Raw genomic sequence first — 25,463 nt, forward strand, 5'->3', positions numbered from 1 at the left:
CCCGCGCGCCTCTCCGGGAGGACTTCTCAACGTGTCCGCATCGATGCCCCCGTCGTCCCAGCAGATTCCTGGAAAATCTAGCAATTCTGGGATTTACATCGCAGGAATGGTCGTCCTCGCCGCGCTCACGGCGGGCCTGCTCTACTGGAAGCTGCGCCCGGAGCCGGAGGCGCCGCCCGCGGCGCCCACCGCCGCTGCCCGCACCGAGACGAAGCCGGCGGAGCCGCCGCCGCTCTTCGCGCCCCCGCCGCCGCCGCCCGTCGAAGAGGTCGAGGACGCCGGGGTGGACGCTGGCAAGGTCGCTTCGGGGCAGGGCCCGGCGACGACCGGCAAGTCGCCGTGCTCCGCCAAGTGCGGCGACGGCGCCAGCTCGCCCGCGCTCGACTCGGCCGTCCTCGGGCTCGCTCGCTCGGCGCAGGGTTGTTATAACCGCGCGCTGCGCACCTCGGAGGTCTCCGGCAAGCTGACGGTGAGCGTGCAGGTCGCCTCGACGGGCGCGGTGTGCAGCGCCTCGATTCTCAACGACACGGTGGGGTCGGGCGAGATCTCGTCTTGCGTCCTGGGGCGTTTCCGCGGCAAATCACTGCCTCCGCCGCAGAGCGGATGCGTCGTGGTGAACGTTCCGATCAACTTCACCATCAAGCAATAGGAAGCAGCCGATGCGAATGCTCCCCCTCCGGATGGCCAGCCTGCTCCTCCTCGCGCTCGCGCTGCAGAGCGCCGCGTGCCGCGTCGAGGAGGGGACCACCCCGAGCTGCAACGACAACCTCGACCCCGAGCACGGGATCGTGACGGACCCCGACGGGTGCCATCAGCTCCCGTACTGCATGGTGGACGGCCAGCGGGCGGCCCCCGCGGAGTGCTGCAAGAACGAGGCGGGCATGGTCAACGAGGCGTGCGCCAGGGGGTATGCGTCCCTGACCGCCTCGGCCAGCACGACGGCGGCGAGCGGCTCCGGCGGCAGCGGCGGCGACGGCGGGAACGGCGGCTCGGGCGGCGACGGCGGCGCGGGCGGCGGCGGGGGCGCTGGCGGCTCGGGCGGCGCGGGCGCCGGCGGGTCGGGCGGCGGCGGGGGGAGCGGCGGCTAGGCCGCGCGCATCCATCGCGCCGTGGCGAGGAGCGCCGCTTCCACGCGGGGGATCCTGCTCTCGGTCGCCTACGACGGGCGCCCGTTCGCGGGCTTCGCCCGTCAGCGCGACCAGCGCACGGTCGCGGGCGAGCTGCTCGGCGCGCTGCGCGCCATCGATCCGGCCATCCGCGAGATCCGCGGCGCGAGCCGCACCGACGCGGGCGTCCACGCGCGCGACCAGCGCGTCGCCTTCGACACGGCGGCGCCGCTGCCGCCGCGCGGTTGGGTCCTCGCGACCGCGCGCCACCTGCCCGATGAGATCGTGATCCGTCGCGCCGCCGTGGTGCGCGTCGGGTACTCGCCCCGCTTCGAGAGCCTCCGCAAGCGTTACCGCTACCTGATCCTCCGGGATCTGGTCCGCGATCCGTTCCTCAGCCGGCGCGCGTGGCGGGTCGAGGGCCTCACGGACGACGCGATCGAGCGGGCGCGCGCCGAGGCGCTCGCCGCGAAGGGCACCCACGACTTCGCGGCGTTCCGGACGAGCGCGGACGAGCGGACGACCACGGTGCGCACGCTGTACGGCATCGAGCTGTCGCTCGACCCTGCGGATCCGCGCCTCGTCCGGATCGACGTCGAGGGGAACGCGTTCCTGCACAACATGGTGCGCATCCTGGTCGGCACCTTGATGGACGTGGCGCGCGGCCACCTCGCCCCCGGCGCGATCGCCCGCGCGCTCGCGTCGCGCGACCGGCGCGACGCCGGGATCACGGCGCCGCCGGACGGGCTCTACCTGGAGCACATTCACCTGCGCGACGACGGCCAGGATCCCTGGCCCAGCGGGCCATCGGACGGCTCCTCGGCGGACGACGCCGCGCCGGACGGCGCAGATGCGGCGGGGGCCGCGCCGGACGGCGCAGATGCGGCGAGGACCGCGCCGGCGGACGACGCCGCGCCGGCGGCGGACGAGGCGGGCGCGGGGCCCGAAGCGGGCGCCGGGGCCTAGGACCGCGGATCACAAGTCCTGCCAGGGATCTGCCTCGCGAGAGGAGAGAGATTTCAACGCAAAGGCGCAAAAATGCATTTGTTTTTTTGCGCCTTTGCGCTCTTTGCGCCTTTTTGCGTTGAACCCTCTCCCGGATCCCTGGCCGGACTTCTAGCGGGCGGAGCTGGGCCCGCGCACAGCCCGAGGCCGCGCGCTGCCCGAGCGGGCGCGCCCCTGCGGCCCAATCCGCGACCCGCGCGCTTTCCGCACGCCAGGAGGTTGCGTTCGCGAGCGCTTCCCGTCTTACCTCTTGCCTCGCTGCCGGGCCCCCCGCTCCGCGGACCGCGGACAGGCCCTCTCCCACGCGCTGGAGGAAGCATGAACTCGCGTCGGCTGACTGCATCCCTCGCCCTGCTCGTCCCTGCCCTCTCGCTCCCGTCGCTCGCGGGCGCCCAGCCGTCCGCAGCGCCGGCGCCCACCGTCCGGGCGCCCTCCGCGCTGCCCAAGGCGGCGCCCTCGCCCGCGCCGTCCCGCGCCGCCGCCTCCAGCGCCGCCGCGGCCGCCGGCACCGCCGATCTGCGCCGCCTCGGCGAGGCGTTCGCCGACGTCGCCGACAAGGTCGGCCCCGCGGTCGTCCAGATCGAGGTCGCCGTCGGCGAGGACGTCTCCTCGCCGCTGCGCTGGTTCCGCGACGGCGGCCAGCGCCGCGGGCTCGGCTCGGGCGTCATCTTCTCCCCCGACGGCGGCATCCTCACGAACAACCACGTCATCGACGGCGCCCGCGCGATCACCGTCCGGCTCCGCGACGGCCGCATGTTCGCCGGCCGCGTGGCGGGCCGCGACCCCGCGACCGATCTCGCCGTGCTCCGCATCGACGCGAAGGACCTGCCCACCGCGACGTTCGCCGACAGCGACGCCGCCCGCGTCGGCGCCTGGGTGGTCGCGATCGGCTCGCCCTTCGGCCTCGGCCACACGGTCACCACCGGCGTGCTCAGCGCCAAGGGGCGCGGCGGCGTCGGCGTGAACGACGTCGAGGACTACCTCCAGACCGACGCGAGCATCAACCCCGGCAACTCGGGCGGCCCCCTCGTCGACCTCGACGGCCGCGTGCTCGGCATCAACACGATGATCGTCAGCCGCGGGCAGGGCATCGGGCTCGCGGTGCCGGCGAACATGGCCCGGCGCGTGGCCGAGCAGCTGCTCCGGCACGGCCGCGTCGAGCGCGCCTGGATCGGCGTCGGGCTCCAGGATCTCACGCCCCAGCTCGCGGCGGTGATGCCGAACGCGCCCCGCGCCGGCGCGCTCGTCAACGCCGTCAACCCGAGCGGTCCCGCGGCCAGGTCGAACCTCCAGCCGGGCGACGTGATCACGTCGGTCGCGGCCAGGCCGACGCGCGACGCGCAGGACGTCATCCGCGAGCTCTTCAACCACAACGTCGGCGAGACGCTCGCGCTCGAGGTCGCGCGCGGCGGCCAGCGGTACCAGACCCGGGTGACGCTCGCCGCGCGGAACGAGTCGCCGCCGCCGGCGCTGCCGGTCCAGCGCGCGCCCGCCCCGCACACGGGCCTCGGCCTCACCCTGCGCGACGCGCCGGCCGAGCGCGGCGACCGCGGCGAACGCGGCGAACGCGGCGAACGCGGCGAACGCGGCGAACGCGGCGAGGGCCGCTCGCTGGCGCGCGTGGCCTTCGTGGCGGACGACTCGCCCGCCGAGCGCGCGGGGCTGCGCCCGGGCGACGTGATCCTGGAGGCCGACGGCCGCCGCGCGCCCACCGCCGCCGAGGTCGAGGAGGCCGCGCGCGACGGCGAGCTCCTCGTCCGGGTGCAGCGCCGGGGCGCGGCGTTCTACGCCGCCCTCAAGCGCTGACCCGCGCCGGCGCAGCGCCCCCGGAAAATCCGACGCGGACAAATGGACTGCCCGCGCTCGCCTTGGTAGTCAGGGTACCGTGCACGTCGGACTCGACCGTCTCCCGGATCTCTCGCAGCTCCAGCGCATCCGGTCGGCTCGCCTGGGGGTCCTCGCGCACCCGGCGAGCGTCGACCGCGAGCTCACCCACATTGCGTTCGTCCTCGAGCGCCTCGGCGTGCGCCCGCGCCTCTACTTCGGCCCGGAGCACGGCTACGGGGGCGAGGCGCAGGACATGGCGGCCGTGACGAGCGCCGTCGACGCGCGCTCCGGCGCGCGCATCGTCAGCCTGTACGGCGACAGGTTCGAGGATCTCTCGCCCTCTGCCGAGGATCTCGCGGAGATCGACCTGCTCCTCATCGATCTCGCCGACGTCGGCGCGCGCTACTATACGTTCGTCTGGACGGCGCTGCTCGCGCTGCGGGCGGCCCACGCGGCGGGCGTGCACGTCGTGCTGCTCGACCGGCCGAACCCCATCGGCTGCGCGCCGGAGAGCGTCGAGGGCGCGACGCAGGCGCCGGGGTTCCTCTCGTTCGTGGGCCTCGAGCCCGTGCCGATCCGCCACGCGCTCACGGCGGGCGAGCTGGTCGCGCTCTTCGCGCGGCGCGAGGGCATCCCGCTCGGCGACGTCGCCTGCGGGCTGCAGGTCGTCGCGGTCGAGGAGCACCGCCGCGAGGCGCTCGCCGCCGAGTGGGATCGCCCGTTCGTCCTCCCCTCGCCCAACATGCCGACGGCGGACACCGCGCTCGTCTACCCGGGCGGCTGCCTGATCGAGGGGACGAACCTGTCGGAGGGCCGCGGCACGACGCGCCCCTTCGAGATCGTCGGCGCGCCCTGGCTCGACGGCCGCGATCTCGCCGCGCGCCTCGCGTCCACGGGGCTGCTCGGGTTCATCGCGCGGCCGCTCACCTTCCGGCCGACCTTCCAGAAGCACGCCGGCAAGACCTGCGGCGGCGTTCAGATCCACGTCACCGACCCGCGCACCTTCCGTCCGGTCGCGACCTACCTCGCGCTCACCGCGTTCGCCCACCGGCAGCAGCCCGAGCAGTTCCGGTTCCGCACCGAGCGTTACGAGTACGTCGACACGATCCCGGCCTTCGATCTGCTCACCGGGTCGGCCGCGGCGCGCCTCGCCATCGAGGCCGGCGAGGATCCGCTGGCGATCGCCCTGGAGGCGTCGCGCCCGGATCCGGCCTGGCCCGAGGTGATGCGCGAGGCGCAGGCGGCGCTCGCCGCCGCCGGCTGAGCGGCGCCCGCGCGGCTCAGCGATCGTAGCGATCGTAGGGCTCCGGCCGGGAGAGGACGCCGGCCGCGTACCTCGTCGTGAGGACGACGAGCACGATCGCGAGCCCGGCGACGACGGAGAAGATCCGCGCCGGGCCCTCGGCGGAGAAGCCGAACAGCCAGGGCGAGGCGATGAGACCGACGCCGAGGGAGGACTCCAGCGCGCCGTGCACCGGAAACGGGATCTTCCTGGCGGCGCCGAGCGGCTGATCGGACAGCAGCGTCACGACGAGGTGCGTCAGGGCGGTGACATAAGAGACCGCCGTCGGCACCGGCCCGAAGCGGAGCGCGAGCGGCGCGAGCGCGAGCAGGACGACGATCGCGTAGTCGACGTACCCATGGAGTCGGGGAGACATCAGCTTCATCGGTCCCTCCTTGGAGGAGCTCCCCGCACGGCGGTGCATCGTATGTGCCGGAGAGCGGTCGTCAGCGCGCGCGCAGCCGGCGGCGTGGCGCCGCGCGCCCCGGAGAGCAGGGCGGTTATTCCTCGTCCGGGACGGGCGCGAGGGTGCTTGTCGTGCTCACGGGGAGCGAGCGCGTGCTCACAGGGAGGGAGCGCGGGGTGCGCGCGCGCGATCCGGCACGGGGCGGGGCCGGCACGGGGCGGGGCCGGCACGGGGCGGGGCCGGCACGGGGCGGGGCCGGCACGGGGCGGCGGCCGGCGCGGGCGGGCGTGGGGCCGGCCGCGCTTGACGGGACCCCCGCGGGGCGCAGGTTCCGTGCATGCAGGCCGGATCTCGCGTCGGCCGGCGGGCAGCGCGCGCGGCTGCCGCGCCGCGCAATCTGACCTGCGCCTGCGCGCGGGCGAAGCGCCGGTCATGAGCTCGGCGCCGCGGCTCACCGGCCGTGTCGTCCTCCCCGGCGATCCCGGCTACGACGACGCGCGCGAGGTGCACAACGCGCGCTTCTCGCGATCTCCTCGCGCCATCGTGTTTTGCCAGGACGCGCAGGACGTCGTGAATGCCATTCGTTGGGCGTCCGCGCGAGGCGCGGAGATCCGGGCGAGGAGCGGGCGGCATAGCTATGAGGGGTTCTCCGTGGTCGACGACGGGCTCGTCATCGACGTGAGCGACCTCCGGAGCGTCCGCGTCGACCGCGAGCGCGGGATCGCCGTCATCGGCGCAGGCGCGGATCTCATCACCGTCTACGACGCGCTCTGGCAGGTCGGCGTCACCCTCCCTGCGGGCTCGTGCCCCACGGTCGGCATCGCGGGGCTCACGCTGGGCGGCGGGTTCGGCCTCCTCTCCCGCACGCTCGGCCTCACCTGCGACAGCCTCCTCGCCGTCGAGATGGTCACCGCGGGCGGCGAGGTGGTCCGGGCCGACGCGGAGGACAACCCCGATCTCCTCTGGGCCTGCCAGGGCGGCGGGGGCGGCAACTTCGGCATCGTCACCTCCTTCACGTTCAAGACACACCCGATCTCCGACGTCTCGATCTTCAGGATCTCCTGGCCGTGGGCCGACCTCGAGCGGGTGTTCGAGGCGTGGCAGACGTTCGCGCCGCACGCCGACGAGCGACTGACGTGCATCCTCAAGCTCCCGGCGGCGGCTTCGGGCGACATCTCGTGCATGGGCCAGCTCCTCGGGCGGGGCGAGGAGCTGCGTCGGCTGATCCAGCCGCTGTTCTCCTCCACGCGCGGGGCCGAGCCTTCCAGCGCGTCGATCGAGACCATGCCTTACCTCAACGCCGTGGGCCGGCTCGGGGGGCTCGGCGGCGATCCCGAGCGATGGACGGTGCACCCGCGCCAGGAGCAGGCGAGCTACAAGAACACGTCGGCCTATGCGTACGAGCGCTTCGGGGCCGAGGCCATCGCGACCCTCGCCGCCGCGCTCTCGCGCGCGCCGACCCCGAAGTGCCTTGTCCAGCTCGACGGTTATGGCGGCGCCGTCGGCCGGGTCGCGCCCGACGCGACGGCGTTCCCGCACCGGCGCGCGCTGTGGAGCCTCCAATACCAGGCTTACTGGACCGCGGCCGCGGAAGAAGCGGAGTGCGTCGCCTGGGTCGAGGGCCTCCGCCGCGCGATGCTGCCCCACGTGCGCGGCGCCTACATCAACTACGTCGACGCGGAGGTCGAGGGCTGGCTCGCGGCCTACTACGGCCCGAACGCCGCGCGGCTCGCGGCCATCAAGGCGCGGTGGGACCCGCGCGAGGTGTTCCGCTTCGCCCGGTCGATCCCGCCCGCTCCGCCGGAGGCGGCGGAGCTGCCCGCAGGCCGCGCGGCCCAGGGCGGCGCGCCGAACGAGCGCGCCGCGCCGTGATCGCGCCGCCCGGAGCGCAGGTGTTCGCCCGGATCGCCGCGGCGGGCCGGGCGCGGCGGCCCGCGCGGCGGCCGGCGGTCCGGGGGGCTCAGCCCGTCGACAGGAGCTCGTCGAGCACGGCGCCGTACTCGTCGAGGAGCGGGTGCGGCGGCAGCGCCCGGGACATCGCGCGCAGCTCTTCGAACCTGGCGATCTGCGCGTCCCTGCCGCGCTTGAACATCGACCACGGGTCGCCGTGCTCGCGCGAGCAGACGATGATGGACTGGAAGTTGTCTATCTTGTCGGCCAGCGTGATCGCCTGCGCTTCCCAGGGCTTCTTGGGGAACGCCTCGAGATAGAGGCGCTTCCTGTCCTCCCAGGGCAGCGCCCGGTCCTGCTCGGTCACGTGGCGGACGAGCGTGGCGACGCGCTCGCCGAAGTGCTGGATCAGCTCGTCGAACGTGACGCCCTGGTCCTCCATGGCGTCGTGCAGCGCGCCGGCCGCGACCACCTCGTCGTCGAAGCCGTGGCGCGCGAGCAGGACCGCGACGCCGGCGAGGTGGCTGATGTAGGGGACGTCGGCGTTCGGATACTTGCGCTTCTGTGCTCGGTGCCAGACCGCCGCCTGGTCGAGCGCGCGCTTGAGGAGGATGCCCATCGCGGTGTCCCGCCAACCATAGCCGCTCGTCGTCCAGAGCGCAGGCGCTCGAACGTGAGCCGCCCCCGCCGCCGGGACCTCCGTCCCCGAAGAGGCCGCGCGCCGCGCGCCGACCGCAGCCCGCCCGGACGCCGCGCCGGTCCGGGAGCCGTTCGTTCAGAGGGTCCGGGGAGGTGTGCGCAAGTCCTACGAAGATGTAGACCTCGTCGCTCGTTGCCCAAGACTCCGCAGTTGTCGGCCGGTATACTGGTCCGCGACAGCGGCTTAACCCGTCATGCGAAACCCGCCGACGCAGGGTGCCACCTCATGAGATCTCGGTCCTTCTGCTCGCTGGCCGCCGCGCTGGCCGCCCTCGCCGCCGTGCCCGCGCTCGCCCGCGCGCAGGACGCGCCCGTCAAGCCCGACGGCATGGCCCTGAGCCGCTTCGTCCCGGCGCCGGCCGGGGACCGCATGTTCAGCGTGCCGTCGCCGTTCGCGCCGGGCCACCTGACGCCCCACGTGATGCTGATGGCCGATTACGCGAGCAATCCGCTCGTCCTGCGGCGCGCGCGCGACGGCGCCGAGATCGGCGCGGTCGTCAGCGATCAGCTCACGTTCCGGCTCAACGCGTCGCTCCCGCTCTGGAACAAGGTGAGCTTCGACCTCGACGCGCCGCTCACCGCGCTCCAGTCGGGCGAGAACCCGAACGGCGGCGGCCGCGAGTTCGCGTCCCCGAGCGGCGCGGAGCTCGGCGACCTGCGGCTCGGCGCGCGCGTGCAGCTCTATGGCACCTACCACGACCCGCTCCAGCTCGCGGTCGGCGCGTACCTCTGGCTGCCCACGGGCGCGGCCGACTCGTTCGTGAGCGACGGTCACGTCCGCGCGATGCCCTACCTCGCCGCCGGCGGCCGCCTGGATCGCCTCGTCTGGTCGAGCTCGCTGGGCACCGAGCTCCGGCGCTCCCAGTCGTTCGGCGGCGTGGCGCAGGGGACGATGCTCACCCTGGGCGGCGGCGTCGGGTTCCTCGCCCTCGGCGACCGGCTCCAGGTGGGGCCGGAGCTCACCACCGCGATGGTGCTCGAGGACATCAGCAGCCGCTCGATCAACGCCGAGCTCCTCCTCGACGCCCGGTATCGATTCCTCCCCTTCCTGGAGGCCGGCGTCGGCGTCGGGCCGGGGCTCACCTCGGGGATCGGCACGCCCGACCTGCGCGTCGTCGCCATGGCCGCCTTCACGCCGGAGCAGCCGCCGGACGGGGACAGGGACGGTATCCCCGATCCGGAGGACGCCTGCCCGAAGGTGGCGGGCGAGCGCAGCGCCGACCCGCGCAAGCACGGCTGCCCGCCGCCGCCGGACCGCGACAACGACGGCATCCCCGACGGCGAGGACGCGTGCCCGTTCGTCGCCGGCGTCGCGAGCGCCGACCCGCGCAAGCACGGCTGCCCCCCGCCGCCGGACCGCGACAACGACGGCATCCCCGACGGCGAGGACGCGTGCCCGTTCGTCGCCGGCGTCGCGAGCGACGATCCGCGCAAGAACGGCTGCCCGCCGGACCAGGACGAGGACGGCGTGCCCGACAGCGAGGACGCCTGCCCCGAGGTCAAGGGGCCCCGCTCGAAGGACCCGGCGAAGAACGGCTGCCCGGGCGACACGGACGGCGACACGTTCCGCGACGACAAGGACGCCTGCCCGAGGGAGAAGGGCTTCGCGGATCCGGATCCCGAGAAGCACGGCTGCCCGAAGGCGGTGCGGGTGACCGACAAGAACGTCGTGATCCTGCAGCAGGTGCAGTTCGACACGGACAAGGCCACCATCAAGCCGGTGAGCGATCCGCTGCTCGACGAGGTCGCCCAGGTGCTGAAGGAGCACCCGGAGATCGTGCTCATCGAGATCCAGGGTCACACCGACGATCGGGGCACCGACGAGCACAACCGGGTCCTGTCGCAGAACCGCGCCAACTCCGTCATGGCGGCGCTGGTCCGCCGCGGCATCGACTCGACGCGGCTGACGGCGCAGGGCTACGGCCGGGACCAGCCCCTCGACAACAACGCGACGGAGGAGGGGCGGCAGCGGAATCGCCGTGTCCAGTTCATCATCATCAAGAAGGCCGCGTACAAGCCGCAGGTCGAAACCGGAGAGGATCGATGAGAAAGCAGTTGGGCATCACCGGGCTCGCGTCGCTCACGCTGATGGGCCTCACGACCGCCAGCGCGACGGCAGAGCCCAAGCTGCGTATACAGGTCGATCAGAAGGGCGATTTCGCCCTCATCGGGAGCTCGCTCGGGCAGGAGTGCCGCTCTTCGACGCCGAGGCCCAAGGAGGGCACGGTCGGCGCCTGCGGAGCGTCGACCGCCGAGTCGGGGCCCGATCTCTTCTGGCGGTCCGACTCGCCGGCGGACGGCAGCGCGGAGGCGAACCTCGACATCACCCCGGAGATGGCGCGCACGACCGCGGTGCTGACGCTGCCCGAGGGGGCGACGGTGACGCACGCGTTCCTGTACTGGGCCGCGCGCAACGGCGGCGGCGCCGATACCGAGGTGGAGCTCCACCACGAGGGCGGCTTCGAGGGCAAGGTCACCTCCATCGACTCGGTCGAGACGGTGATCAACCAGGGCAAGCCCAAGGAGTCGCACAACTACCAGTCCGTCGCCGACATCACCTCGATCGTGAAGGAGAGCGGCGCGGGGGCTTACCGGGTGGGCGGCGTGGACGTCGTCGACGTCAGGGACCGCGACGACGACGTGGTCTTCGCGGCGTGGTGGATGGTGGTGTTCTACGAGGCGCCGAGATCGCCGATGCGCAACCTCGCGCTGTTCGACGGGCTCGACCGGGTCTCCGACGTGGGCTGGCAGCAGGTCGAGCTCTCGGGCTTCAAGGTGCCCGACGCCGGCTTCGTGGCGAAGCTGGGCATCGTCGCGTTCGAGGGCGACAACTCGAGCTCTGGCGACAGCGTGTTCTTCAATCCCAAGAACCCTGGGAAGCCCGACGTGGCCGAGGCGCTGAGCGACGCGCTCAACCCTGCGGACAACTTCTTCAACAGCACCCGATCGGCCCTCGGAGAGCCGGTGTCGGTGGAGGGCGATCTCCCGAGGATCGCGGGCACGCCCCAGAGCATGTCGGGGGTCGACATCGACATCGTGGATGTCAGCTCGAAGCTCACGCCTGGGGACGATCGGGCGACGCTCGTCGCCACGAGCACGGACGAGCTGTACTTCCTCGCGGGGTGGGTGACGTCGATCTCCAACTTCGGGCCCGACTTCAGCAAGTCGACCAAGGTGGCGACCGACGTCGGCGGGCTGCCGACGTACCGCGGCGACGCCATCGAATACCGCATCACGGCGACGAACACCGGCAACGACGACGCCGTGGGCGCGGTGCTGACCGACGTGCTGCCGCCCGGCGTGACGTTCGTCCCGGGCTCGCTCTCGATCGTCGAGGGGCCGAACGCCGGTCCTCAGACGGACAGCCCTGGAGACGATCTCGGCGAGTACGATCCGCAGACGCGGACCGTCACGTTCCGGCTGGGCGAGGGGGCGGACGGCGCGAAGGGCGGCGGCATCCCTGTCGACGGGAGCGTCACGGTGCGCTTCGAGGTCACGGTCGACGCGGACGCGCCGAACGTCATCAAGAACCAGGCGCGGATCGCCGCGGCGGGCGCGCTCGGCGCGCCGGTGAGCGACGACCCGACGGACGGCAACGGCGCCGCCGCCGGCGCGCCGCCGACCGAGGTCGCGGTGGAGCCGGAGGATTTCTACGCCGCGGGGAGCGGCATGATCGGCCCTTGCGCGACCAGCCCGGGAGGCGGGGATGGCAGCGCCGGCTGGCTCGCGGGGCTCGCGCTGGCGGGGCTCCTCCGCAGGCGGCGCCGCGCGTAGCGCGAGGGGCGCGGCGTCAGCGGAAATGACATCGAGCGGTGCCGCGCAATTGCGGCAAGGGAATGCATGTCATCGCTCAATCGTCATTCACACGCGCGCCTGCGCTGCTCGCCCAGCGGTAGTGCTCAAATTTGCCCGGAGAGAGTTCACATGAAGGCGGGAAAGCAGGAAGATCATTGATCTTTTCTTCCCGCCTTCCCGCCTTCATGTTCAATTTTGAGCACTGCCCGCCCAGCTGGGTGGGCTGCGGGGTGGGCGCGGGCTGGTGTTTGAGCCCAATGGACGTCCTGTTTCCGGCGTGCGCAGCACGACGGGCACAGGGCATCTAAGGCGAGCTCAGCCCGCGCCCACCCCGCGCGACGAACCCCCTCTCCGGGGGCCGGGCGGCTCGGCGAGACCTGCGTGCCCGAGAGGAACCAGGAACGCGAGACCGGCTCGAGACGAGCTTCAGTTGATGGTGAACGACTTGCTGACCGAGACCGGCCCGCCGCCGAAGGCAGGCACGCGCGCGCCGCGGAACAACCGCGCCACGCAGCCGCCGACGCTCGTCCCGGCGAAGGGCGCGCCCTGCACCTCGGCCGACGTGACGTTGCCGCTCGGCGCGAAGGTGACCTTGACCTTGCCGGTGCCCGTCGGCCCCCCGGCCTTCTTGCAGCTCTTGGCGGACCCAGCCGCCGCGCCGAGCGCCGAGCTCGCGGCGCCGCGGTTGAACTCGCCGCCGCCGCCGGAAGGCGCCGGCTCCGCCGCGGGCTTCGGCGCCGCCGGCTTGTCCGCCGCTGCAGCAGGCGCAGGCGCGGACGACGGCCGCCCCTTGTCCGCCGGCTTCTCGGCCGCCGCGCTGGGCGCCGGCTGATCCGGGGCCGCCGCCGACGCGGCAGGCTCCTCGGCGGCCGGCGCCGCCGTCTCCGCGGGCGGCGGCGTGGCGGCCGCCGCCGTCTCGGTCGGCGTCGGCGCGGGCTCCGGCGTCGCCGCCGGGCTCGGCGCCTCTGCAGGGGCAGCGTTCGTCTGCTCCGGCGTGGTCGTGGACGTGTCCTCCTTCGGCGACTGCATGAAGAAGAAGGCGACGCCGCCGATCAGCACGACCGCGGCGACCGCGGCGGCGATCACGCCCAGGCGGCCCTTCTTGGCCGCGGGCTCCGGCGCCGCCATCGGGGAGAGCGGCAGGAGCGGCGGGGGCGGCACCGACGACTTGGCCGAGGCCGACAGCGACGGCGGCGGCCGCGAGTCCGTCACCGGCGCGAGCAGGGGCGGGGGCGCGAGCATCGGCGCGGAGGCGATCGCGCCGCCGCCGAGGTTCAGCAGGTCGTCGTAGCCGGTGCGCCCGTTGTTCTTCGCGGGGCGGCTCGACAAACGCCGGCCGGCCGGGGTCTCCTCTTGCTTCTCTTTGGCCGCGTTCTCGGTCGCGGTGAGCGCCGAGAGCGAGAAGAGGACGGAGTTCTCGTTGCGCTCGCCCACCTGACGATCGCCGCCGGGCGGCGGGGCCGACGGTGCCGGCTCGGTGGCCCGCTCGGCGGCGGCGGCGCTGAAAACGTCGACCGCGGCCCCGCGGCCCGGGCGGCGCGCCGCCGTGGCAGGCGCAGCAGCGGCAGGCGCGCCCGCGGCCGCGCCGCCGTCGGCGGCCGGCGCAACCGCGGCAGCTCCCGCGGACGCCGCCGCGGCAGCTCCCGCGGACGCCGCCGCGGCAGCTCCCGCGGACGCCGCCGCGGCAGCCCCCGCAGACGCCGCCGGCACCGGCGCGCGCTTCGCCTCCTTCATGACCACGGTCCCCTCGGGGCCGAACCTGAGCCCGGCCGGCGCCGGCGCCACGGGGACCGGCGCAGCAGCCGCCGCGGGCACCGCCGCAGGCGTCGGCACCGCCGCAGCCGCGGGCACGGCGGCAGGCGCCGGCGCGGGTGTGGCGGCAGGCGCAGGCACCGCCGCGGGCGCCGCCGCAGCAGCAGGCGCAGGCGTCGCGACCGCAGCGGCCGCCGCATCCGCCGCCGGCGCCGCATCGTCCCGGGAGGAAAATCGCTCCTTGAGCTCGGGGACGCTGGCGATCGGGAGCCAGTCGCTCATCCCCTCTTTCCAGACGTACGTGTCGTTGCTCAGCGCTCCGCGCCCGTACTCGGTCACGAGCTGGGCGGTCGTCATGGTCCGCTCGTCGCCCTCGGCGACGTTGACGGTCCACTCGTCGGCCGCCGCCGTCGAGGGCGCGCCGCCGGCGTCGGCCACGAGCTTCGCGTCGGCGTCCTCCGCGAGGTCGCCCTGCTGCCCCACGGTGGCGTCCTGCGACGGGGCCGAGGCAGCCTCACTCGCGCCGTGGACGACCATCGCGTGGTTGCATTTTTTGCATTTGATCTTGACCGTCTTGCCGACGACCTTCTCGTCCGCAATCGTGTACTTCGCCTGGCACGACTCACACGTAATCTTCATGCGACTGTCGCCCTTCCCGTTCCGGCCTGCGGGCATGGGTTCAACGACCACACACGCGCACAATCACGCGGCCCGGTCGGTTGACGGAGGATAGCGGGACCGCGCGAGACCGATCAAGGAGCCGGCCTTTTTTGTGTCCACCGCGGCGCGGTGCAGCGAGATGACGCAGCGCGTGTCCGTGCCCCGCGCGACGCGCGAAGGGCGCCGCGCTCAGTTGAGCAAGACCAGCTGCGTGCCGTCTTTGCCGCAGAACATCGCCTCGCCCGGATAACGGTCGCCGCAGGTAGGGCAGATCTTTCCACGAGCGCGCGGCGTCGGCCCGACCGGCCCCGCGCCGTCCGCGGCCGGCGCCGCGAGCGCGGCCCCGGAGGACGCCGGCGCATCGTCCGCCCCGGCGCCGCCGCGCTCGCCGAGGTCGCCGCCCGTCGAGGCGGGGCCTTCGAGCTCGCCGGCGCGCCGGCGGCCGCGGCGGAGCAGGATCAACCCCGCGAAGCCGAGGCAGGCGGCGACCCCGCCCACGATGGCGACGAACAGGTTCTTGCGCTCGCGCCCGACGTCCTCGCCCGAGGTCGTGCGCCCGCCGATGGTGCCGGCCGCGATCACCGCGACGGCGGCCTGATCGCTCTCGCCGGCCTCGTTGAGGCCGCTCGTGGCGAGGAGCGCGTCGTACCGATCGGGGCTCGTCACCTCGATCGCGACGGTCACGCCCTTGCCGGCGACGGACGCCACGAGGCCGAGCGACCCCTCGCCCGCGTCCGCGCCGAGCGAGAGGGCGCCCGTCGCGTCGACCGTCGCGGCGGACGCGAGCGGCCCCGGCGCGATCGACCACGCGGGTCTGGTCGGGAGCGCGCACCCCGCGGCGTCCATGACCAGCGCGCGAAACTGGAAGCGCTCGCCCGGCCGCATGAGCTTGCGCGACGGCGTGACCTCGAGGCGCGCGGGCTCGCCGGGGGCGTCGCAGGTGCGCGGAGGAGCGGGCTTCTTCTCGGAGGCGGCGGGCGGCGCGCTCGCCGCGGGCGGCGCGCTCGCCACGGGCGGCGGCGCGCTCGCCGCGGGGGGCGCTTCGCCCTCGCGCCGGACGAGCGTGTAGGTCCGCGTCCTCGTCACGGAGGCGCTGCAGGTCGTGTCCTGGATGATGAACTGGTACTGCCCCGTCTCCACCATGCGGACGCTGGCGTCGGTCGCCTGCGTCGTCGTGGTGACCACGGCCCGGCGGGGGTCGTTCGGCGGGGTCGTGCAGCGCGTCTGCCAGGAGCGCGCATCGCCGGAGGCCGAGTGCTTGCTGCGCGCGAGCCCGGGCATCTGCTCCCAGCACTCGGCGGTGCTCCACGACCGGCCGGCGCCCGAGATGGAGAGCTCCGAGCCGTGCTGCTGGATCTGCACGGCGCCGCCCGGGGCGCCCTGCGGGCGCGGCCTGGGCCCGCACGCCTCCCCCCACGCGTCGATGGACCACTGCTCGGAGAGCGCGCTCGCGGTCCAGGCCCCGCTCAGCGTCGGCTGTCCCTGCGCGGCGCTCGTGCCCGAAACCGCGAGCGACGCGAGCGACGCGAGCGACGCGAGGAGCAGGGCCGTCGAGGCGAGCAGCGGGCGTCCCACGGCCGAACCCTAGCAGCGCCCGCGCGCGCGCGGCAGCCGGCAGGCTCGGGGGCCCCCGCCCGCGCGGGCGCCCCGCGCGAGAGCCCAGGCGTGAGCGGGTTCGCTCGCTCCGTGGCTCCTTCGCGCGCCCTCGTCCAGGGCGGCGCGGGCGAAGCGCGGCAGCGCCCGCGCCGCCCTGGACGAGGGCGCCGGCGCCGCTCGTGCCCCTCTCGACGAGGACGGCGAGGCGGCGGGCGGCGAGGCGGCGAGGCGGCGAGGAAGGCCCCAGGCCGGCGCAACGCCAGCGCGAGCCCGGCGGGCGGCGGGTGTGGGCCTCTGCGGCAGGCGGTGGACAACCGGCGCCCGCCTCCCTCGCTCAAGCCGTAGGCCAAAGCACTCAATCAAGCACAAAACGCATCGCGCCCCGAAAAACGATCTAGACACGCGACGCGGAGATTCGTTATCTTGAAAAATGGTCTCGTGCGCACTCTGCATCAAATCTCGTCGGGCACTCCCGCGTGCATGATCCGATCGTGCTCGGCCCTGGGCCGAGCGCGATCGACGATCGGAGATCGAAGAAGCGTTGCCGCGGAGCCCGCTCGTCCCTGCGCTCCTCTTCGTAGGACGCAAACGGCCCAAAAGCGTCACCGCACGACCCAAGCACGACCCAAAATCGTCACTTCGCACCTCGGTGTTTTTTTGGCGCCTCCCCGAAAAAAGATCTGGACACTTCAAGGACCGAGTTGCAAGTTTGAACACTGTCCCTTTGCGCATCCGCTCTCCGATCGAAGCCAAAGCACCCGCGCACCTGATCTGATCCAGATCGGCCCGCGGGGCTCAGTCCGATAGGAGCCCGCGAAACCGACCTCGCCTGGCCCGTGCGCCATGGCGCCTGCTATTCGGATGACGCTCCCGCAATGGTTCACCCGTGAGGACCTCAAGGAGCTACCAATGAAGCAGATCGCAATCGCCTCCTCCGCCGCGCTCGCCACCCTGTTCATCACCGCGACCAGCCTCGCCAACACCGCTGCGCCGTCCCCCACGTGCACCGTGATCAAGCGGGGTGTCCTGGGCGACATCTACAACGCCGAGATCTGGAGCCTCGCCCCGAGCTACCACGTCCCGTCCCCCCATGAAGTCAACACCGGGTACTCCAGCACCGTCGGCGAGAAGCGCGCCCTCTTCCGCTTCGATCTGAGCCCCATCCCCGCCGGCTCGCTCGTCACGTCGGCCAAGTTCTACGCCCTGACCTACACGAGCACGGCCAAGACCGTGTACGTCCACCAGGTGCTCGCCCCCTGGGACGAGTCGCTGGTCACCTGGAACAACCTCGGCGCCATCGACCCCGCCTCGTTCACCTCGTTCGTGCCCAACGTCACGGGGTGGAGCTCGGTCGATCTCACCGGGCTCGTGCAGGACTGGGTGAGCGGCGTCTCACCGAGCTACGGCATCCTCCTCGAGGAGGGCTCCTCCGGAAAGACGTCTTATAAAGGCAGCGCCCACACCGACCTCTCCTACCGCCCGCTCCTCGAGGTCTGTTACACGGCGCCGAAGGGCACGATCGGCGACAAGGTGTGGTTCGACGCGAACGCCGACGGCGTCGAGGACGCCTCCGAGCTCGGCATCTCCGGCGTCGTCGTCGACCTCTTCGCCGACACGAACTGCGACGGATCCGCCGACGGCGCCGCCGTCCAGACGACCGCGACCGGCGCGAACGGCGTCTACCGCTTCAGCGAGCTCGAGGCGGGCTGTTACGTCGTCAGCGTCGACGACGCGACGCTGCCGCTCGGGCACCTCCTGACCACCGACGACGAGCCGATCGTCGTGTCCCTCGGCGCGGGCGAGAACGTGACCGACGCCGACTTCGGCTACGTGACGTACTCGTCGATCGGCGACACGGTCTGGCTCGACAGCGACGCCGACGGGCTCTACGAGCCGGAGACCGGCGAGCTCGGCGTCAACGGCGTCCGCGTCGAGCTCTTCCAGGGGGGCCAGATGCTCGACTTCACCGTCACCGGCAACAGCCCCTACACCGGCCAGCCCGGCTTCTACCTCTTCGACACGCTCCCGGCGGGCACCTACTCGGTGGTCATCACCGCCGACAACTTCATGACGAGCGGCCCGCTCGCCGGGCAGGAGCCGACGGCCGATCCGGACGGCGGGCTCGACAACGTGGGCACGGTCTCGCTCGGCTGGGCCCAGGACCTGCTCGACGCGGACTTCGGCTACCAGATCTCCTGCGGCAACGGCGTCTGCGGCGGCGACGAGAGCTGCTCCACCTGCGCCGTCGACTGCGGCATCTGCCCGCCCACGTGCGGCAACGGCACCTGCGAGGCCGGCGAGGACTGCGGCAGCTGCAGCGCCGACTGCGACGTCTGCCCGCCCGTCTGCGGCGACGGCACCTGCGACGCGAGCGAGAGCTGCGGGAGCTGCGCGGACGACTGCGGCGCCTGCCCGCCCGTGTGCGGCAACGGCACCTGCGAGGCCGGCGAGGACTGCGGCACCTGCTCGGACGACTGCGGCGCCTGCCCCGCGGTCTGCGGCAACAACGTCTGCGAGACCGGCGAGGACTGCGCGAACTGCGCCGGCGACTGCGGCGCTTGCCCCGCGGTCTGCGGCAACGACCGCTGCGAGGCGGGCGAGAACTGCTTCGAGTGCCCGAGCGACTGCGGCATCTGCCCGCCGGTCTGCGGCAGCGGCGTCTGCGAGGCCGGCGAGACCTGCGGGAGCTGCGCGGCCGACTGCGGCGAGTGCCCGCCGGTCTGCGGCGATGGCGTCTGCAAGGCGGGCTCCGAGGACTGCTCGAGCTGCGCGGCCGACTGCGGCGTCTGCCAGAGCGCGTCGCCCGGCACCGGCACCCCCGGCTACTGGAAGAACCACCCGAGCGCGTGGAAGGTCTCGCAGCTGACCATCGGCGGCAAGACGTACACGAAGGACCAGCTCCTCGACATCATCAGCCGCCCGACGAAGGGCGACGTCACGTACATCATCGCGAAGCACCTCATCGTCGCCAAGCTCAACGTCGGTATCGGCAACCAGTCGAGCTGCATCGAGAGCACCATCGCCGCGGCCGACGCCTGGCTCAAGAAGTACCCGCTCGGCAGCAACGTGAAGGAGGGCGGCAAGAACTCGCCCTGGACGACGGGCCAGCCCCTCGCCGAGACGCTCGACGACTACAACAACGGTCGCCTCTGCGCGCCGCACCGTGACTGACCGATGATCGATCGGTAAACCCGACCGGCAAAACGAGAGCCGCAGGCCAGCGCCCACCGCGAGCGAACCACCGCGAGCGCGACCGGCGCTGGCCCCCTCCTCCGCGCCTCCACGCATCCTCTCCAAGCATCTCCCTCCCCCGCTGCTCCACCGGACGATCTCGTCCTCAAAAGGCAGCCTCATCGCTGTACAGGCTCCTCGAGCACCGCGGCCGTTCCGGCTGTTCCAAGGTCGCTGACCCCTCCGGTGAGCGGCCTCCCAGGCGCGGGTCGATCGCCGCGCCCGCGATGCCCGACCGCCGCCGCCCCCCTGGAACGCCCCGGCGCGCGGCGACGAATCGCGAGCGCACAGCGATAGCCCGCCCCCCGCCGGGCAGGGCGCACGGAAGTGCCCCACGCGGGTGGGCGTGATCTGCCCCTTGCGCGGCAAATTGCCCCTACCGCCCGGAAGGTGGCTCCTGTCGACACTGCCTACGCCGCGGACAGCGGCCCGCGCGCGGCGCGACTCCATCGTCGAGCCCGCTCCATCGCAAAGCAGGACAGCGTGGCACGGGCGCTGCAAATCCTGCGGGGCTGAGCGCCGAGGACCGCGGTGAACGGCCCGAGGACGCATCCCGGGGCGGGCGAGAAGAAGGAGAAGCTGCCATGAACCTGACGGAAAGCTGGATTGGCGACAAGCCCTTGGTCCCGCCTTGCGGCCTGTTCGGCAAAGGCAAGCATATCGTCCTGGCCGAAGACGACGACGACATGCGCTCCACGCTCGCGCTGGCACTCCGCCGCGACGGGTTCGAGGTCTCCGAGGCGCGCAACGGCCTCGAGCTGCTCGACAAGGTGGCGCCCTGGCTCGGTGGCAAAGAGCCCCCAGAGCCGATCGACGTGATCGTCAGCGACATCCAGATGCCCTGCTTCTCGGGGATGGAGATCCTGGAGGGCCTCGCCGAGCTGAGGCGCCGGCCACCGGTCATCCTGATCACGGCCTTCGGCGATCCGCACCTCCACGCGGCCGCGCGCAGCCTGGGCGCCTCCGCGGTCTTCGAGAAGCCGTTCGAGCTGGATGATCTCCGCAGCGTCCTGTTCAACCTGAAGGACGCCCCCGGCTTCGACGGCGGCTACTGACGCCGCCGACGAGGTGCGCCGCCGGACGCCCGCGGCGCCCTGCGCGCGCCCCCGGACGGCCGCGCGTCGCCGCACGGCCGCGCGTCGCCGGACGCCGCTCAGCCGTCCGGACGCGGGAGCGGCGTCGCCTCGGCCCAGCGCGCGACGCAGATCCGCTCCTCCTCGGTCATCTCCAGCATGCTCGCCACCACGCCGTCCAGGTGGCGCCGGGCCTCCGCAGGCAGGCCCGCGTTCGCCGGGCCGAGCTCCCGCCCGAGCGCGTCGAGCGCGCCGATCAGGTCGGCGCGCGCCGGCGGGGGCGCCGGGATCGCCCGCAGGTGCGCGATCTTCACCTGCGGCATGCCCTCGCGCGCGTCTCGGTGTCGGGTGTAATGCCACCAGCGCACAGGAGAGGAGTTGAGGTAGCAGAGCAGCGCGAACTCGCTCCACGTGGCGTCGCAGAAGCCGGCCAGGATCGAGTTGCGGAACGGCAGGCCGTCGCTCAGCGCGACGATCGGGTAGCGGGCGGTCTGGCGGATGAGCAGCCGCACCGCCTTCCAGTCCTCGTCCTTGCGAAAGCGGCCCTTCACGCCCGCGCGATCGACGTGATGGCGCGGCGCGCGCGCGATGAGCTCGCCGACGTCGGTGCCCTCGCGGATGGGGCAGGTGTACGGCGGCACGGGGACGTCCGCGCGCCGGATGCGCTCGGCGTCCTCGGCGGTCGTCTGGAAGCCGCGCTCCCCGAACAGCGCGGCCGGCAGCGGGCGGAGCGCGCCGAGCCGATCGAGGAGCCGCCGGGACACGCCGTCGAGATCGGAGCGCGCGAGCGGCCAGGGAGCCGTCGCCGCGGGCCGGGGCGACGCGGGCGGGAGGCGGGTCGAGAGGAGGCCCATGCACGGCTGGAACACGCCCTCGAACGCGTCGGCACCGAAGCTCGGGAGATCGGGGTCGACGGCGCAGAGCGCGTCGTGCGCGCGCCGCGTTGGGCCGTAGCCATCGAGGTCCGACACCGAGGTGGGGATGACGAGGCCGAGCCGCCCGCCCGGCCGGAGCAGCGACGCGGCCCGGTGCACGAACAGACCGTGCAGCGAGCGGTAGCCGTGGAAGGCCGGGTTCCTCCGGAGATAGAGGTTGAAGACCTCGGGCGCGATCGGCTGCGCGGCCCGGCCGACGTACGCGACCCAGGGCGGGTTGCCGATCACGGCGTCGAAGCCGGGCTCCGGGCGATCGAAGGCGGCGGGGAACGCGAGCTCCCAGTGCAGGAACCGGCGCTCCTCGGCGATGCGGCGCGACAGCGCCGCCCGCGGGTCGGCCGGATCGCGCGCCGCGGTCATGTAGCGCGCGAACGTGGCCGGCCCCGGCGCCAGGGCCGCGAGCTCGCCCTCGGACGGCCAGAACCACAGGGCCATCCAGGCGTCGAGCGCCGCCTCATCGGCGTCCCCGTCGCGCTCCGGCGCATCGTGCGTCGCCCCCGCGGCGCGCGCCAGCTCCTCGCGCGTCGCCCCCTCGGCGAGCGCCGGCGTCCGGCGCGCTGGAGCCCGCCGCGACAGGGCCCGCCGGCCGCTGCGCTCCACCGCGGCGTCCGCGGGCCCGCCGCGCGACCACGCCGCGGCCGGGAAGGCGCCGACGTCCGCGCGCTCGGCGCCGATGAGGCTGTCGCCGCAGCGGAGCTTCGCGTCGACGAAGCTCGGCGGAACGCGCGCGTCCTGCACGACGAGCCAGAGGGAGATCCGGGCGAGATCGACCGCGAGCGGGTCGAGGTCGACGCCGTACAGGCAACGCTCGGCCACGAGCGCCATCGCGCGGCGGAGCGGCGGCTCCTCCGGGGCGAGCCCCGGCGTCGCGCCGGCGCGCTGCCAGGCGGCGACGAGGTGCGCGGCGAGCTGACGGCACGCCTCCACCAGGAACGCGCCAGAGCCCATCGCGGGATCGCACACCGCGAGCGAGAGGATCTCGTCCGGCGCCGGCGGGCGGCCGGCCCTCGCGAGCAGCGGCGACAGCGTGCGCTCGACGACGTGGCGCGTGATGTCCCGCGGCGTGTAGTAGGAGCCGGCGCGCCGCCGGAGCTGCCCCGGCTGGAGGTAGAGCGTGCCCCGCGCGATCCGGCCCGGCTGCCGCGGGGAAGCGCGGCGCGCGAGCGCCTGCGACAGCTCGGCCACGCTGCCCGCCGCGGCCACGCCGGCGGCGAGGCGCGCGCCGAGCCTGAGGTCCGCCGCCTCCTCGAGCCGCGCGAGCCGCTCGCCGCCCGGGAGGGCGAGGAGCGCCTCCAGGTCGACGACCACGTGGGACGGCAGGAGCGCCATCGACTCGCCCTCGGCCAGCTCGAGATCGAAGGCGATCAGGCCCTCGTAGAGCGTGCCGATGTGCTCGATCTCGAGCTCGGCGTAGCGCACCGGCGCGCCGTCGTGCACGAGGAGCGCAGCGAGCACGCGGTGGAGCGCGCCGTCGCTGAGCCAGGGTCGACCGTCCAGCAGGGGGTGCGCGCCGGGGTCGCAGAGGCCGCCGCGCGCGCCCGCGGGGCTGCGGCCCTCGAGCGCGCGGGAGAGCGCCGCGACGCGGGCCCACGCGCCGTGGCGGTGCTCGAGGTCGCCGCCCCCCCGCCGCTCCGCCTCCAGCTCCTCGAAGAGCCGCGTGAGCGGCGCGCCGCCGTCGGGCGCGCCGCCGTCGGGCGCGCCGGCGAGCAGGCCGCGCGCCTCGGCGTAGAGGAGGAGGATGAGCCGCATCAACGCGGTCACGAGGCCGGCGTGGAGCCGCCGTCGCCCTGCGGCGGAGCCGCCCGAGGCCGCGTCCCCGCCCTGCCAGTCGGCCGACTGGAAGCCGCGGAGGAGCTCGCCGAGCGCGCCCTGCGCCTGCTCGCGGAGCTGCCTGGCCACGCCGTCGGCCGGCGGATCGGGCGGCCGGAGGGGCTCGCCGAGCGCGCCCGCCTCGATCGCGCGGTCGCTCCGGGGATCGTGCGACGCGCCCGACGCGCGCGACGCGGGAGGGTCGACCCGTTCACGGTCGCAGCGCGGGGAGGCGCCGAGCTGAGGGCATTCCGAGGACACGCGGGATCCGCACGAGCATTGCGGATAGGACGGGGTGCAGGCAAGAGCCCCGGCGCCGGGGCGCGCCCGGCCGCGGCGGCGGCCCGGCCGAGCGCCCGCGCCGCCGGGGAGTCCCTCCTCGCCCAGAGGTCCTCGCCAAGCACGCTTTACCGGGATGCGCGTGAAAGCATTTCCGGCGCAGCGCCGCGCGGGGGGTACGGTTCGTGCCGTGTGTCGTCGAATGAAGCCCGAGACGATCGAACGACACGCACTCGCTCATTCACGCAAAGCACACCCTGGCGGCGCGGCGCGGCGCGGCGCCTTGCTCGCCGCGATCCTGCTCGGGATCCCGGCCTGTTACGGCGCCGGAGAGGCGCCGGAACAGGAGGCCACCGGCGCGGTCAGCGCGGGCCTCGACCTCTTTTCCGGCATTCCCCAGGACGGCGTCGTCCTCGGGGATCCGAACGCGCCGATCACGCTTGTCGAGTTCTCCGATCTTCGATGCTCGCATTGCCGGGATTACGCGCTCGAGGTCCTGCCCGTGATCCTCGATCGTCACGTGCGCACGAGCCAGGTGAAGCTCGTGTTTCGGAATCTCACGTTCCTCGGGCCGGGCTCCGTGCAGGCCGCGCGCATGGCCGCGGCGGTCGGGGCGCAGGATCGGCTCTGGGAGTTCGTCGACCGCTTCTTCCGGATCCAGGCGCGCGAGCGCGCGCCGGTCACGGACGAGCTCCTGCTGCGCATCGCCTCCGAGCTGCCGGGCGTCGACGCCGCGCGGGCGATGGCGCAGCGCGACGGCGGGGAGGTCGCGCAGCAGCTCGAGGCCGCGCGGGCCGAGGCCGCGCGCCTCCAGGTCCACGGCGTGCCGGCGCTGTTCCTGAGCCGCCAGGGCGAGGGGCTCCGCCGGCTCCGCCTCACCTCGATGTCGCCGGAGCCGATCTCCCGCGCGATCGAGCAGCTCCTGCGCGCGCCGCGCCCGCGCGGGTGAGCGCGGCGGCGCGGCGATCAGAGGCGCGCGGCGGCCGCAACATGGACCGGCCCCGCGCGCGGTTTTTGGTACGCTCGCGCGGGGATGACCGCCTCGCCGCTCGTGTTCCCTCCCCGCCCCCCCTCGCTGCACGGCCGTCGCCGCGAGCTCGCGACGCTCCTCTCGACCGTGCGCGCCTCGCGCCCGACGCGCCTCGCGCTCGTCGGCACGGGCGGCAGCGGCAAGTCGACGCTCGCCTGCGCGCTCGGGCACAAGCTCGCGGCCGAGCTCCCCGGCGGGATCCACTGGTTCCGGGTCGGCGCCTGGGACGCGCGCACGCTGCTCGGGATGCTGTCGCTCCGCTTCGGGGCCGGGCCGTCGCCCTCGCTGCCGGCGCTGCGGCGCCGCCTGCGCGCGCTCGGGGAGATGCTCATCGTGCTCGACAACCACGAGCACGACCGCGCCGTCGCCGAGCTGCTCGACGACCTCCGCGGCGAGGCGGTGACGTGGGTCATCACGGCGCGGCGCTGCCTCGTGGCCGGCGTCTCGATCTTCCCGGTCATCGCGCCGCTCGTGACCTCGGGGCAGAGCCCCTTCCCCGCGGTCGCCTCGCTGACCCGCCTGCTCCGCTGGAACCCGGTCTCCCTGGAGCTCGCCGACGCCATCGTCGCGAGCGGCGCGGCCGACGTCGACGAGCTCCACCGCTGGCTCGTGGCGGGCGGCGTCGACCGCGTGCAGGTCATCGATCACGAGGACGACCTCCCCGAGGTCGGCCTGCTCGTCGCCTGGATCTTCCGCGAGCTCTCACCGGCGGCGCGGCGGATGCTCGCGGTGCTTTCGCACTCGAACGGCGACCACATCGACGAGGCCTCGCTCGCGACGCTGGCGCGGGCGGGGCGGAGCGCCGGGGACGCGCTCGCGTCGCTCCGCCGCTTCCGGCTCGTGCAGGAGCCGCTCGCGGGCCGCTTCGCGCTGCACGCGACCGTGCGCCACGCCGCGCTGAAGCGCACGCAGTTCGACCAGCGCCGCTTCTTCGAGCATTACGTGGGGCTCCTCGAGCGCTCGCCGGAGCGGCTCGACCTCGAGCAGACCCACCTGTTCGCGGCCATGGACTACGCGCACGACACCGGGAGCGTCGCGGCCGCGATCCGCGTGAACGAGCTGCTCTCGCGCCTCTCGCTCTGACCGCC

Annotated in this window: 17 protein-coding genes; 12 read left to right on the plus strand and 5 right to left on the minus strand. The window is 73.8% G+C overall.

The annotated features are described in order from the left end of the window. Nucleotides 1–106: 106 nt before the first annotated feature. The 5 genes from WME98_RS17795 to WME98_RS17815 all read left to right on the plus strand — a co-directional run bounded on the left by WME98_RS17795 (nt 107) and on the right by WME98_RS17815 (nt 5,202). Nucleotides 107–649 carry an AgmX/PglI C-terminal domain-containing protein gene (locus tag WME98_RS17795; protein ID WP_061624378.1) on the plus strand — a complete coding sequence of 181 codons (543 nt, stop codon included), beginning with the start codon at nt 107–109 and terminating at the stop codon, nt 647–649. Between the two features lie 10 nt (nt 650–659). Continuing rightward, on the plus strand, nt 660–1,088 hold the full coding sequence (locus WME98_RS17800) for a hypothetical protein (protein WP_437952372.1): 429 nt from the start codon (nt 660–662) through the stop codon (nt 1,086–1,088). 21 nt (nt 1,089–1,109) lie between these two features. Next, complete coding sequence (truA, locus tag WME98_RS17805) at nt 1,110–2,072, plus strand: tRNA pseudouridine(38-40) synthase TruA (protein WP_437952373.1); 963 nt, start codon at nt 1,110–1,112, stop codon at nt 2,070–2,072. 357 nt (nt 2,073–2,429) lie between these two features. Next, nucleotides 2,430–3,917: a trypsin-like peptidase domain-containing protein gene (locus tag WME98_RS17810; protein ID WP_437952374.1), complete on the plus strand. Its 1,488-nt coding sequence runs from the start codon at nt 2,430–2,432 to the stop codon at nt 3,915–3,917. Between the two features lie 79 nt (nt 3,918–3,996). Then, nucleotides 3,997–5,202, plus strand: coding sequence for an exo-beta-N-acetylmuramidase NamZ family protein (locus WME98_RS17815; protein WP_061621381.1), 1,206 nt, complete (start codon nt 3,997–3,999; stop codon nt 5,200–5,202). 16 nt (nt 5,203–5,218) lie between these two features. Here WME98_RS17815 and WME98_RS17820 read toward each other — a convergent pair whose 3' ends face one another. Then, the gene (locus tag WME98_RS17820; protein ID WP_061621380.1) at nt 5,219–5,605 is read right to left on the minus strand and encodes an SPW repeat protein; all 387 of its coding nucleotides are present in this window, start codon (nt 5,603–5,605) and stop codon (nt 5,219–5,221) included. Nucleotides 5,606–6,058: 453 nt separating this feature from the next. Here WME98_RS17820 and WME98_RS17825 point away from each other — a divergent pair, with 453 nt between their 5' ends. Continuing rightward, nucleotides 6,059–7,498, plus strand: coding sequence for an FAD-binding oxidoreductase (locus WME98_RS17825; RefSeq protein ID WP_437952375.1), 1,440 nt, complete (start codon nt 6,059–6,061; stop codon nt 7,496–7,498). An 88-nt stretch (nt 7,499–7,586) separates the two neighbouring features. Here WME98_RS17825 and WME98_RS17830 read toward each other — a convergent pair whose 3' ends face one another. Continuing rightward, a complete protein-coding gene (locus tag WME98_RS17830) occupies nt 7,587–8,135 on the minus strand; it encodes an HD domain-containing protein (RefSeq protein ID WP_437952376.1) in 549 nt (182 codons plus the stop codon). A 306-nt stretch (nt 8,136–8,441) separates the two neighbouring features. Between WME98_RS17830 and WME98_RS17835 the strand changes: the two genes are divergently transcribed. Continuing rightward, nucleotides 8,442–10,262: an OmpA family protein gene (locus WME98_RS17835; protein WP_437952377.1), complete on the plus strand. Its 1,821-nt coding sequence runs from the start codon at nt 8,442–8,444 to the stop codon at nt 10,260–10,262. Continuing rightward, a complete protein-coding gene (locus WME98_RS17840; RefSeq protein WP_437952378.1) occupies nt 10,259–11,989 on the plus strand; it encodes a DUF11 domain-containing protein in 1,731 nt (576 codons plus the stop codon). The genes WME98_RS17835 and WME98_RS17840 overlap by 4 nt, the downstream gene beginning before the upstream one ends. A gap of 447 nt (nt 11,990–12,436) precedes the next feature. On the opposite strand, the gene WME98_RS17845 is transcribed toward WME98_RS17840, so the two are convergent. Continuing rightward, entirely contained in the window at nt 12,437–14,401 is a 1,965-nt protein-coding gene (locus tag WME98_RS17845; RefSeq protein ID WP_437952379.1) for a zinc-ribbon domain-containing protein, read from the minus strand. A gap of 210 nt (nt 14,402–14,611) precedes the next feature. Continuing rightward, a complete protein-coding gene (locus tag WME98_RS17850; protein ID WP_437952380.1) occupies nt 14,612–15,997 on the minus strand; it encodes a hypothetical protein in 1,386 nt (461 codons plus the stop codon). Between the two features lie 930 nt (nt 15,998–16,927). Between WME98_RS17850 and WME98_RS17855 the strand changes: the two genes are divergently transcribed. Both WME98_RS17855 and WME98_RS17860 read left to right on the plus strand, forming a co-directional pair. Further along, nucleotides 16,928–19,189 carry an SdrD B-like domain-containing protein gene (locus WME98_RS17855; RefSeq protein WP_437952381.1) on the plus strand — a complete coding sequence of 754 codons (2,262 nt, stop codon included), beginning with the start codon at nt 16,928–16,930 and terminating at the stop codon, nt 19,187–19,189. 644 nt (nt 19,190–19,833) lie between these two features. Continuing rightward, a complete protein-coding gene (locus WME98_RS17860) occupies nt 19,834–20,304 on the plus strand; it encodes a response regulator (RefSeq protein ID WP_437952382.1) in 471 nt (156 codons plus the stop codon). Nucleotides 20,305–20,402: 98 nt separating this feature from the next. Here the strand turns inward: WME98_RS17860 and WME98_RS17865 are convergent, their stop codons facing one another. Continuing rightward, the gene (locus WME98_RS17865; protein ID WP_437952383.1) at nt 20,403–23,327 is read right to left on the minus strand and encodes an Eco57I restriction-modification methylase domain-containing protein; all 2,925 of its coding nucleotides are present in this window, start codon (nt 23,325–23,327) and stop codon (nt 20,403–20,405) included. A 301-nt stretch (nt 23,328–23,628) separates the two neighbouring features. Between WME98_RS17865 and WME98_RS17870 the strand changes: the two genes are divergently transcribed. Together WME98_RS17870 and WME98_RS17875 are read left to right on the plus strand one after the other, a co-directional pair. Then, on the plus strand, nt 23,629–24,294 hold the full coding sequence (locus tag WME98_RS17870; RefSeq protein ID WP_437952384.1) for a DsbA family protein: 666 nt from the start codon (nt 23,629–23,631) through the stop codon (nt 24,292–24,294). An 84-nt stretch (nt 24,295–24,378) separates the two neighbouring features. Then, nucleotides 24,379–25,458, plus strand: a complete 1,080-nt coding sequence (locus WME98_RS17875) for a hypothetical protein (RefSeq protein WP_061621872.1) — start codon at nt 24,379–24,381, stop codon at nt 25,456–25,458. Nucleotides 25,459–25,463 lie beyond the last annotated feature (5 nt).

The sequence above is a fragment of the Sorangium sp. So ce296 genome (genome assembly GCF_051529605.1).
Classification (GTDB): domain Bacteria; phylum Myxococcota_A; class Polyangia; order Polyangiales; family Polyangiaceae; genus Sorangium; species Sorangium cellulosum_D.